This is a genomic window from Streptomyces flavofungini, assembly GCF_030388665.1.
In the GTDB taxonomy this organism is placed as follows: Bacteria; Actinomycetota; Actinomycetes; order Streptomycetales; family Streptomycetaceae; genus Streptomyces; species Streptomyces flavofungini_A.
In genome coordinates, this window is record NZ_CP128846.1 from 1,614,005 (window position 1) to 1,624,836 (window position 10,832).

Consider the following 10,832-nt stretch of genomic DNA (forward strand, 5'->3'; position numbering starts at 1 on the left):
TCACGAGTCGGCCCCCTCCCCCAATCGCTCCCGCGCCCCCGCGGCCCCCACACTCCCCAGCCTCCGGTAGGTGTCGAGCGCCGCCCGCCAGTCCTCCCGGGCTCGCCCCTGGGCGCCGCGCGCCGCCCACGCGTCGCCGCGGGTGAGGCGGGCGTCGGCCTCCTCCTTGGGGGCGCCGCGCTCCTGGAGAAGGGTGATCGCCTCGTCCAGCGGGGCGACGGCTTCGTCCGCGCGGTCGGCGGCCAGCCGGGCCTGGGCGTAACGGGTCAGCGCGCGGGCCTCGTTGTAGCGGTCGGGCACGGGCAGCTCGGCGAAGAGCCGGCGTGCGCCGAGCAGGGCCGCGGCGGCCTCCTCGTGGAGGTGGGCGGCGCTCGCCGCGCGCCCCATGTGGTACTGGAGCAGGGCCCGGCCGCGCGGGTGGGCGAGGTCGCCGAGCGCGCGCAGCGCCTGCCGGAAGCAGTCCAGGGCGTCCTGCGGGCGGCCCTGTTCCACGGCGACCTGGCCGAGGCCTTCGAGCGCTGAGGACTCGGTGCGGACGTGCCCGGCTGCGCGCGCTCGGCGCAGGGCGAGCCCGTAGTGGTGACCGGCTCGCTCGACGCTCTCCGCGCCGCCCTGGTCGAAGAGCGCGAACGCCAGCTCGTAGTGACAGCGGGCCAGGACGAGGGCCGCGTCGTCCGGCACGGCGGCATCCCCGGCGGCCGGGCCCGCACTCACGCCCGCACCATCCCCAGCCCCATCTCCCGCACCGGCCTGCGGGCCCGCCCCGTCCCCCACACCCGCGCCCGCGATCCGCTCCGCCGCCCTCACGGCCCGCTCCGCCACCTCCACCCACAGCGTGTGGTGCTTGCGGCGGAAGAAGAAGCCGCGCAGGGCCTCCGCGAGGTCGCAGACGGTGCGGTCGTGGCCGCGGGCGTACTCGAGGCCGGTGAGGGCCGCGGCGTTCTCGCGGTCCGGTTCCAGGGCGTCCAGGGCCTCGGTCTCGTCGGCGAACACGCCTTCCAGGAAGGCGGGTCGGCGAAAGATCTCGGCGCGGCGCCAGCGGCCCGACACCAGGTGCTCGGCCGCCGCGGCCCGCCGCAGGTACCAGCCGGTGATGCGGGCCGCCACCGCGGCGGCCTCGTCGGTGTCCGTGCGGGCGAGGGCGCCCGCGTACTCGTGGAGGAGGCCGTTCATGCGGCAGCGGCCGGGGGCGGGGCGTTCGAGGAGGTTGCCGTTGAGGAGGGTGCGCCGCGCCCGCGCGCCCGCGTCGGGGCCACCCGCCAGCTCGTCGACGAGGGCGTCGGCGAACTCGGGCGTCGGGTTCAGGCCGAGGCCGCGGAAGACGGCGGCGCTCGCGGGATCGAGGGCCGCGTAGGAGTCCTCGAAGACGGACCGCAGGGAGTACGTGTGCGGGTCGTCGGGCACGGTCAGCGCCTCCTGGAAGGTGGGCAGGGCCAGGAGTCGGCGGACGAACTCCTCGACGCCGCCCTCCAGCGGGTCCGCGGCGCGCGCCCCGGCGAGCCGGGCGGCGGCGGGCAGGCCCGCGAAGGCGGGGATGACGGACCGGAGCAACTCCTTTCCCTGAGTCGTGAGTTCGGCGGTCACGGCGCGGCCCGCCGTGTCCAGGAACAGCTCCTGGCAGGACGCGTCGTCGAGCCCCGCGAGGCGCACGTACACCGGTTCGGACCCCGGCAGGACGGTGCGCAGGCCGTTGAGCAGCAGGCGGCTGGTGAGGACGACCATGCTCCCGGGGTGCCCGGGGAGCAGCGGCGGGACCTGACCGGCCGTCACGACGTCGTCGAGCAGCACCAGGCAGGGTTCGTGCGCGGTGAGGTGGCGGTAGTACGCGGCGAGCGGCGCGGGCTCCGCGGGCATCTCGGCGCGCGGGGTGCCGAGCGCGGCGACGAACGACTCCAGGACGGAACGGGTGTCGGCGGGGTCCAGGGCGCCGCGCGGGCTCATGTCGGCGTAGAGGACACCGCCGGGGAAGTCCCCGCGCCGCAGCGCCGACCAGTGCAGGACGGCGCCGCTCTTGCCGATGCCGGGCGGCCCCGTCACCACGACGACCTCGGCGGCGGCGCGGTCGGCCCCGGCGTCGGCGAGGCGGTCGAGGGCGGCGCGCACCGGCAGCCGGTCCACGAGCCGTCCGGGTGCCGCGGGCGCCATGAACGGAACGCGCGGGGCGCGAACTTGACCGCTCACGCAGCCTCGGACCGTGACGTGCTCCGCCTGGATGACGTCACGGAAGGTCCCGCCCGAGATGTTGTTGGCCACCGAATCCACGCGGGCAGTCTTCCAGGGCACGGCGCCTGACGGAACGCCACCTCGCTTTCCCCGGGCGGTCCGTCCGACCGGCGCGTCCCGGTGGCGCCCGCCCCGAAGCGCCTCAGGGGTGCCCGTCGCCGCTGTGGATCCGCCGGTACTCCTCCGCCGTGGCCTTCGGCACCTGGGCGCCGGGGCCGTACATCGCCCGGGAGAGCCGTGTCCGCAGCCGCTCCGAGCGGGGCACCTTGCGGGCCACGCCGTTCGCGTCGACCAGGGGCTCCACCTCGTGGGGCCGGGGCTGTTCGTGCGCGGTGAGCCGGTACCGCTCGGCCTGGCTGAGGGGCTCGTGGACCTCCACGTACTCGCCGTGCGGGAGGCGTTTGATGCGGCCGCTCTCGCGTCCGTGCAGGACCTTGTCGCGGTCGCGGCGCTGCAGCCCCAGACAGATCCGGTGGGTGACGACGAAGGCGAGCGGCGGGGCGACGAAGAAGGCGACGCGCACGAACCAGGTGATGGCGTTGATGGAGAGGTGGAAGTGCGTGGCCCACAGGTCGTTGCCGCCGCCGACCATCAGCACGCCGTACAGCGTCAGCCAGGCCACGCCGAGGCCCGTGCGGACGGGGGCGTTGCGCGGGCGCTCGGCGATGTGGTGCTCGCGTCTGTCCTTGGTGATCCAGGCCTCGATGAACGGATACGCCCCGATCGCCGCCATGATGAGCGGGAACAGCGCGAAGGGAATGAAGACGCCCAGTTGCAGGGTGTGGCCCCAGGCGTTGATCTCCCAGCCGGGCATCACCCGGATCAGCCCTTCGGAGAAGCCGAGGTACCAGTCGGGCTGGGCGCCGGTGCCGACGAGGTCGGGCCGGTAGGGTCCGAGGGCCCATACGGGGTTGATGGTGGCGATGGCGCCCATCAGCGCGAGGACGCCGAAGACGAGGAAGAAGAAGCCGCCCGCCTTGGCGACGTAGACGGGCAGGAAGGGCGCGCCGACCACGTTCTTCTCGGTCCGCCCCGGCCCGGCGAACTGGGTGTGCTTGTGGTAGAAGACCAGGATCAGATGGGCGACGACCAGGCCCAGCATGATGCCGGGAAGCAGCAGGACGTGCACGGCGAAGAGTCTCGGGATGATGTCGTGTCCCGGGAACTCCCCTCCGAAGAGGAAGAAGGAGAGGTACGTGCCGACGACCGGGATCGACAGGATGGCGCCCTGCGCGAAGCGGATGCCGGTGCCCGACAGCAGGTCGTCGGGGAGCGAGTAGCCGGTCAGGCCGGTGATGAGGCCGAGCATCAACAGGGTCCAGCCGAACACCCAGTTGATCTCGCGCGGCTTGCGGTACGCGCCGGTGAAGAACACCCGCATCATGTGCACGAGCATCCCGGCGACGAACACGAGGGCCGCCCAGTGGTGGATCTGCCGGATGAGCAGTCCGCCGCGCACCTCCATGCTGATGTCGACGGTCGACTCGAAGGCGCGGGTCATCAGCACGCCCTTGAGCGGTTCGTAACTGCCGTTGTACTCGACCTCGATGCCGCTCGGCTCGAAGAACAGGGTGAGCCAGACGCCGGTGAGGATCAGGATCAGGAAGCTGTAGAGACAGATCTCGCCGAACATGAAGGACCAGTGGTCCGGGAACACCTTGCGCATCTGGGTCCTGGCGAGGGTGTGCACGCCGAGGCGGCCGTCCGCCCAGTCGGCGACGCGTTCACCCTTGCCGGGACCGGCGTCCCGTTTGCCGGGGCCGGTGCTGCGGGCACGTTCGCTCATGCGGCTCCCCCCTCGGGCGGCTATCCAGGGTAGGTGTGCCGCGCGCTCACGCAACAGGGCCGTGCGGCGCCCCGGGACGAGCCCGCTGTCGACCCCCGGGCCTCACCATTCGGCGAACGATCCGTCCGGGTGCCGCCACACGGGGTTGCGCCAGGCGTGCCCGCTCCGGTCGGCCGCCCGCACCGCCGCCTCGTCGACCGTGACGCCGAGCCCGGGCAGGTCCGTGCGGTGGGCGTGCCCGTCGGTGAAGCGGAACGGCTCGGTGTCCACGACGTACGACAGGAGGTCGGCGCTCTTGTTGTAGTGGATGCCGCGGCTCTGCTCCTGGATGAGGAAGTTCGGGGTGGTGAAGGCCAGTTGGAGGCTCGCGGCGAGCGCGATCGGACCGAGCGGGCAGTGCGGGGCGAGCAGCGCGCCGTGGGTCTCCGCGAGGGCGGCGATGCGCTGGACCTCGGTGATGCCGCCCGCGTGCGACAGGTCGGGCTGGGCGACGGCGATGCCCGCGGTGAGGGCGGGCAGGAACTCGGCGCGGCTGTAGAGGCGTTCGCCGGTGGCGACGGGGACGGGGCTGGCAGCGACCAGGGCGGGCAGCAGGTGGCTCTGGTCGGGCAGGAGCGGCTCCTCCGCGAACAGCGGGTGCAGCGGGGCGAGTTCGGCGAGGGCGCGGCGGGCGCTCGCGGGGGTGAAGCGGCCGTGGAAGTCGACGGCCACGTCCCGATCGGGCCCGAGGGCCTCGCGGGCGACGGCGACGCGGTCGACGACGGCGGCGGTCTCGGCGGGCGTGGTGAGCGGCGAGGTCGCTCCGGCCGCGTTCATCTTCACGGCGGTGAAGCCCGCCTCGACCTGCTCGGCGATGTGCTCGGCGAGCACGGCGGGCTCGTCGCCGCCGACCCACGCGTACACCCGCGCCCGGTCCCGCACGGGCCCGCCGAGCAGGGCGTGCACGGGGGCGCCGTACGTCTTGCCCGCGATGTCCCACAGGGCCTGGTCGATGCCCGCGACGGCGCTGGAGAGGACGGGGCCGCCGCGGTAGAAGCCGCCTTTGGTGAGCACTTGCCAGTGGTCCTGGATCCGCAGCGGGTCCTTGCCGATCAGGTACTCGGCGAGTACGTCCACGGCGGCGCGCACCACCTCGGCGCGGCCCTCGACGACGGGTTCGCCCCAGCCGATCACGCCGTCGTCGGTCTGCACCCGGCAGAACAGCCAGCGGGGCGGGACGAGGAAGGTCTCCACGCGGTCGATCTTCATGGTGTGTCGGTCTCTCCTCGCTCGGTGCGGCGGGCGGTGGCGGACGCGGGGGGCGCCGAGGGCGGGATCGGGCGGGTCCGGCGCGTGGCGGACCGCTCAGGCGGAGTCCTTGACCACGCTCCAGCCGCCGTCCACGGTCAGGCTCGTCCCGGTGACGTACGACGCCTCGTCGGCGGCGAGGAACGCGATGGCCGCCGCGACCTCTCCCGGTGCGCCGAACCGCCCGGCCGCCGTCCCCTCGACGCTGCGCGCCCGGTCCGCCTCGCCCACGTCCCCCCACGCGGGCGTGAGGATCGGCCCCGGGACGACGGCGTTGACCCGCACCTCGGGGCCGTAGTCGACGGCGAGCTGTCCGCACAGGGAGAGCAGGGCGCCTTTGCTCGCCGCGTAGGCGGGGCGGCCCGGGATGCCGGTGTGGGCGTGCACCGAGGAGGTGAGGACGACGGCGCCGCGGTGGGCGCGCAGGTCGGGCAGGACGGCCTTGAAGCCGAGGAACGCGCCGGTGAGGTTCACCGCGAGCTGGTGCTCCCAGGAGGCCCGGGTCATGGCGTGGGCCGGGGCGACCTCGCAGGCGTAAGCGTTGCTGGAGAGGACGCCGACGGGGCCGAAGCCGTGCGCGGCCGCGACGACCTGCTCCCAGTCGCCGGCCTCGGCGACGTCCGCGCGGACGAACACCGCGCTGCCGCCCTTGGCCCGGATGCCCTCCGCGACCGGCTCACCCCGGCCCGCGTCCACGTCGCAGACGACGACGGCCGCGCCCTCGGCGGCGAGGCGCACGGCCGTGGCGGCGCCGATGCCGGAGGCGCCGCCGGTGACCACGGCGACCCTGCCGGTGAAGCGGGCGCCGGACGGGGCGGCGGGGCGCTCCGCGTGTGCGCTTGGGTTCACGGGCTGCGTCCCCTCGTGCGGGTGGGCGGCGCGACCGCTCCCCGGGGCCGTGCCACACGTCCGTACCGCGCGGACGGCCCGCCGGGGAGCGGCGACCGCTGATGGCATGCGCCATCCACTGTATGTCCGGTCCTGCGTCCGGACACCTGCCGACTCCGCCGTCAACGCACGCGCCTCCGCGCGCGTACGTACCCCCATGAACGTGAGTGACCGCGTGAACCTTCGTATCGGACCGCATCAAGCCGCTCCCCTGTCGCATCCCTCGGTCTGGGCACTCGGTCCGCAGTGGGCTCAGACTCGGCGAGGGACGCCGACAGCCCCCTGACGCACACGACGCGGATCGCCGGAGGCGACGGGTGGTGCGGGGAGGGTGGGGAGAGGGGCGCGGTCAGCTCCCGGCGGGGCGCGGTGCGGGCAGGATCTGGCGCAGCCGCGGCGAGGGGTGGCGCTCGCGCTGCCACTCGCGCGGATAGCCGACGGAGACCTCCACGTGCGGAACGCCCTCGTGCCAGATGGTGCGCGGGATGTGCAGGTGGCCGTAGACGACGGCCGCGGCGCGGTAGCGCACGGGCCAGTCGGCGGTCGCCTCGGTGCCGCACCACAGGGCGAACTCGGGGTAGTGCAGGATGCGCGTGGGTTCGCGGACGACCGGCCAGTGGTTGATGAGGACGGTCGGCAGTTCGGGGTCGAGGGCGTCGAGCCGGTCCTTGGTGAGCGCGACGCGGGCGCGGCACCAGTCCTCGCGGGTCGCGTACGGATCCGGGTGCAGGAGCACCTCGTCCGTGCAGACCACGCCGGTCTCGTACGCGTACGCGAGCGCGTCCTTCTTGGTGTGCTTGCCGGCGGGCCGGAACGTGTAGTCGTACAGCAGGAACAGCGGGGCGAGCACCGCGGGGCCGCCCTCGCCGCGCCACACCGGGAACGGGTCCTCGGGGGTGTGCACGCCGAGGCCCCGGCAGAGTTCCACGAGGTGGCGGTAGCGGGCCTCGCCGCGCAGTTGGTTCGGGTCGTCGCGGGGCGTCCACAGCTCGTGGTTGCCGGGCGACCAGATCACGGTGTCGAAGCGGTCGGTGAGGGTGCGCAGCGCCCACTCGATGTCGCTCATCATCTCGCCGATGTCACCGGCGACTATCAGCCAGTCGCCCTCGTGTTCCGGCCAGAGCTCGTCGACGAACTTCCGGTTCTCGGCATAGGCGATGTGCAGGTCACTGATGCCGAACAGCCTCGGCGTCCGTCGGGATGCGGCAGATGTCGTCACCACGTGAGGCTAACCGACGCGCGCCGTCGCCCCGCAGTCGCGCCCCGGGTGCTCCGCGCGACCTCGGTGCGCGGTCGGCGACCACGGTCTAAGGTGCCCGAAGGGCGGTTCTGGTCATGGACGGGGGCTTGAGTGGACGCCGGCACGGTGGGGCTGCGGATCGCGTCGTCGGTGATGGTGCCGCTCGTGAAACGGTTGCTGCTGCCGCCCAAGAGCCTGCCGGGAGCCGAGTTCGGCGAGCGGCCGGTGCGCATCGGGCGGCTCCTGTCCTTCACCGGCGACAGACGCGTCCTCAGCGAGGCCGATCTCTACCAGCTCGCCCGGGAGTTGGTGCGCCGCGCGATGCGCGCCGCGGGCCCGCACGACCCGCCCATCGCGCCCGACGAGCAGAACGCCGTCGGCTACGCCCTCGGCCACACCCTGCGCGCCCTCGGCGAACTCGACATGGACGACGTGCAGGCCTACGACCTCGGCCCGGAGAAGCTCGCCGCCGCCCTGGTCCGTGCCAGCGCCCCGGAGACCCGCGCCCTGCTCAGCACCGACGCCGCCCGCCTGCACGACCGGCTGCTCGTCACCGCCTGTCTGCACCTGGTCCACCAGTTCAGCAAGCGCCCCGGCTTCGAGGCCCGCACCCAGGTCGAGCTGCGCCGCAGCATCAGCGAGCAGAAGGAGCAACTGCGGCTGCTGCTCGAGCGGCTGCCCGCGACCCTCGCGGAGGACACCGACTTCGAGCAGACCTACGCCGACTACGTGGTCCGCAGGCACAGCAGCCTCACCATCCACGGCGTCGACCTGCACGACCCGCAGAGCCAGGCCTGGCCGCTGGAGACCGCCTATCTGAGCCTGGAGGCCGCGCCCGCCCGCGACCCCGCCGAACAGGTCCCCGGCGCGGGCAACGGCGACCCCGACGGCCGCGGCGCCGACCCGGACCCGGAGTCCGAGCGCACCGCGGGCCCCGTGGAGGCGGCCCTGGCCGCGCACGACCGGGTGCTGCTGCGCGGCGTCGCCGGGACCGGCAAGACCACGCTGGTGCAGTGGATCGCCATCACCACCGCCCAGCAGGACCGGGTGCCGGGTCATCTGCCGCAGCTCCTCGGCCGGGTGCCGTTCGTGCTCCCGCTGCGCACGCTGGCCCGCGAGGACACCGAACTGCCCATGCCGGACGGCTTCCTGAAGTGGATCGACTGCCCCCTGACCGGCAGCGAACCCAAGGGCTGGGCGGTGCGGGTCCTGCAGGCGGGGCGCGGCATGCTCCTGATCGACGGGGTCGACGAGATCCCGGAGGCGGAGCGGCCCCGCGCGCGTGCCTGGCTCGCGAAGCTGCACTCCGCCTTCCCCGGCAATCTGTGGCTGGTCACGACGCGGCCCTCCGCGCTGCCCAGGGACTGGCTCGGGCGCGAGGGCTTCCGCGAGTTCACGCTCACCCCGATGCGGCCGGGCGACGTACGCAGGTTCGTGCGGCGCTGGCACGAGGCGGCGGGCGCGGGCGAGGAACTCGCGGGCAAGCTGCTTCCGCTGCTGCGGGCCTCGCCGGAGCTGAGCCGTCTCTCCACCAACCCGCTGCTGTGCTCCCTGATGTGCGCGCTGCACCGTGAGCGCCGCGGCTTCCTGCCGCCGGGCCGGATCGCGTTGTACGAGGCGGCCCTTTCGATGCTCCTGGAGCGCCGCGACCGCGAGCGCGACCTGTACGGCCGCAAGCCGCCGCCACTGGACCAGATGTCCGCGACGGAGCCCCTGAAGCGCCTCGCGTACTGGCTGATCCGCAACGAACGCACCATCCTGCGGCGGCAGGACGCCGTCGACCTGATCGAGCGGCTTCGCCCGTCCGTGCCGCAGCTCGCCACCGTCGGCACGTCCGACGACGTGCTGCGGCTGCTCCTGGTGCGCACCGGCCTGCTGCGTGAACCGGCCGAGGGCGCCGTGGACTTCATCCACCGCACCTTCCAGGACTTCCTCGGCGCGAAGGCCGCTCTGGAGGAGCACGACATCGGCGTCCTGGTCGCGCACGCGCACGTCGACCAGTGGGAGGACGTCCTGCAGATGGCCGTCGCCCAGGCCCGGCCCGACGAGCGCGCCGACCTCCTGACCCGGCTCACGGGCCGCGCCGACCGCGAGGAGGACGACACGGTGCGCGCCCGGCTCCGGCTGCTCGCCCTCGCCTCCCTCGGCCAGGCCACCCGCCTCGACCCGGAGGTCCGCAGGACCGTCGAGGAGCGCGCCGCGCAGCTCCTGCCGCCGCGCAGCATGCGCGAGGCCAGGGCTCTCGCGGAGACCGGGGCGCTGCTGCTCGGCCTGCTGCCCGGGGCCGACACGCTCACGGGCGACGCCGAGGTCACGACGGTCCACGCGATCTGCCGCATCGGCGGCGACGCGGCCCTGACCCGGCTGCGCGAGTTCGTGACCACACGGCAGCCCGCGGTGCGCTCCCAGCTCCTCGCCCACTGGGACCGGTTCGACACCGACATGTACGCCGAGGAGATCATCAAGCCGCTGCTCGCGGCCGGCGCGGGCGAGGCCGTCACGGTGCGCTCGGCGGCGGAGCTGAAGGCGCTCAGCGCGATGTCCGGGTACGAACGCGTGGTGCTCCAGGGCGACTTCACCGATCAGGAGATCCTCGGCGCGCTCGACACGGACCGGCTGCGCGAGCTGCGCCTGCGCGGCAACATGCGGCTGACCTCGCTCGGCTTCCTGTCGGCGTTCCCCGCCCTGGAGGCCCTGGCCCTGCACGGCTGCCGCGCCATCAGCGACACGGCGCCGCTGACCCGGCTGCCCCTGCTGCGCCGCCTCACCCTCACCGACCTGCCCCAGCTGGAGCCCCTCGCCCGGCTCTCGGCGTGCCCGCGCCTCGACTCGCTGCTCCTGGGGGCCGCCGTGCCCTGGCGGGGCCTGCGGGACCTGCCGCGGCCGAGTGCGCTGCGGCTGCTCGCGCTGCCGCCGGACGCCGTCGAACTGAACGCCATCACCGCCCTCACGGAACTGCGCGAGCTACGGCTGCACAACGCCAGCGACCGGCTCCGCCCGGACGACTGGGACGCGCTGCTCGCCGAGTTGCCCGCGCTGCGCACCCTGCGCCTGTCGCACGAGCAGCTGAGCATGATGCTGTTCCCTCCGGGTGCCCGCATTCCGCAGCTCACCGGCCTCGACGTGCGTTCGCGGCCCGGCGCGGCGGTGTCGCTGCGGCGGATCGCGCGCCGCCTGCCGGGCCTGGAGGAGGTCCACCTCTCTCTGTTCGACACGGTCGACCTGGTGCATCTGGCGGGGCTCCCGGCACTGCGGCGGGTGCGGCTCGACTATCCGGGCGAGGTGCACCACGCGGACGAGTTGCCGGCGCGGGTGGAACTGACGGTGCGACCGCGGCACTGAGGAGCACACGCACGGCTTGGTGTGCGCCCTCGCTGCTCCGCGCGTGCGCCCCCGCTGCTCGGTGCG

6 protein-coding genes are annotated in these 10,832 nt (G+C 74.1%); 1 reads left to right on the forward strand and 5 read right to left on the reverse strand.

The features are described 5' to 3' along the window. The 5 genes from QUY26_RS06265 to QUY26_RS06285 all read right to left on the reverse strand — a co-directional run bounded on the left by QUY26_RS06265 (position 1) and on the right by QUY26_RS06285 (position 7,403). Positions 1 to 2,262, reverse strand: a complete 2,262-nt coding sequence (locus tag QUY26_RS06265; protein WP_289944118.1) for a tetratricopeptide repeat protein — start codon at positions 2,260 to 2,262, stop codon at positions 1 to 3. Positions 2,263 to 2,365: 103 nt separating this feature from the next. Further along, positions 2,366 to 4,009, reverse strand: a complete 1,644-nt coding sequence (qcrB, locus tag QUY26_RS06270; protein ID WP_289944119.1) for a cytochrome bc1 complex cytochrome b subunit — start codon at positions 4,007 to 4,009, stop codon at positions 2,366 to 2,368. A gap of 102 nt (positions 4,010 to 4,111) precedes the next feature. Next, complete coding sequence (gene dgoD / locus QUY26_RS06275; protein ID WP_289944120.1) at positions 4,112 to 5,257, reverse strand: galactonate dehydratase; 1,146 nt, start codon at positions 5,255 to 5,257, stop codon at positions 4,112 to 4,114. Between the two features lie 96 nt (positions 5,258 to 5,353). Next, complete coding sequence (locus QUY26_RS06280; protein WP_289944121.1) at positions 5,354 to 6,145, reverse strand: SDR family NAD(P)-dependent oxidoreductase; 792 nt, start codon at positions 6,143 to 6,145, stop codon at positions 5,354 to 5,356. Between the two features lie 388 nt (positions 6,146 to 6,533). After that, on the reverse strand, positions 6,534 to 7,403 hold the full coding sequence (locus QUY26_RS06285; protein WP_289944122.1) for a metallophosphoesterase family protein: 870 nt from the start codon (positions 7,401 to 7,403) through the stop codon (positions 6,534 to 6,536). Between the two features lie 132 nt (positions 7,404 to 7,535). Between QUY26_RS06285 and QUY26_RS06290 the strand changes: the two genes are divergently transcribed. Further along, positions 7,536 to 10,766: an NACHT domain-containing protein gene (locus QUY26_RS06290; RefSeq protein WP_289944123.1), complete on the forward strand. Its 3,231-nt coding sequence runs from the start codon at positions 7,536 to 7,538 to the stop codon at positions 10,764 to 10,766. The last annotated feature ends 66 nt before the right edge of the window (positions 10,767 to 10,832 follow it).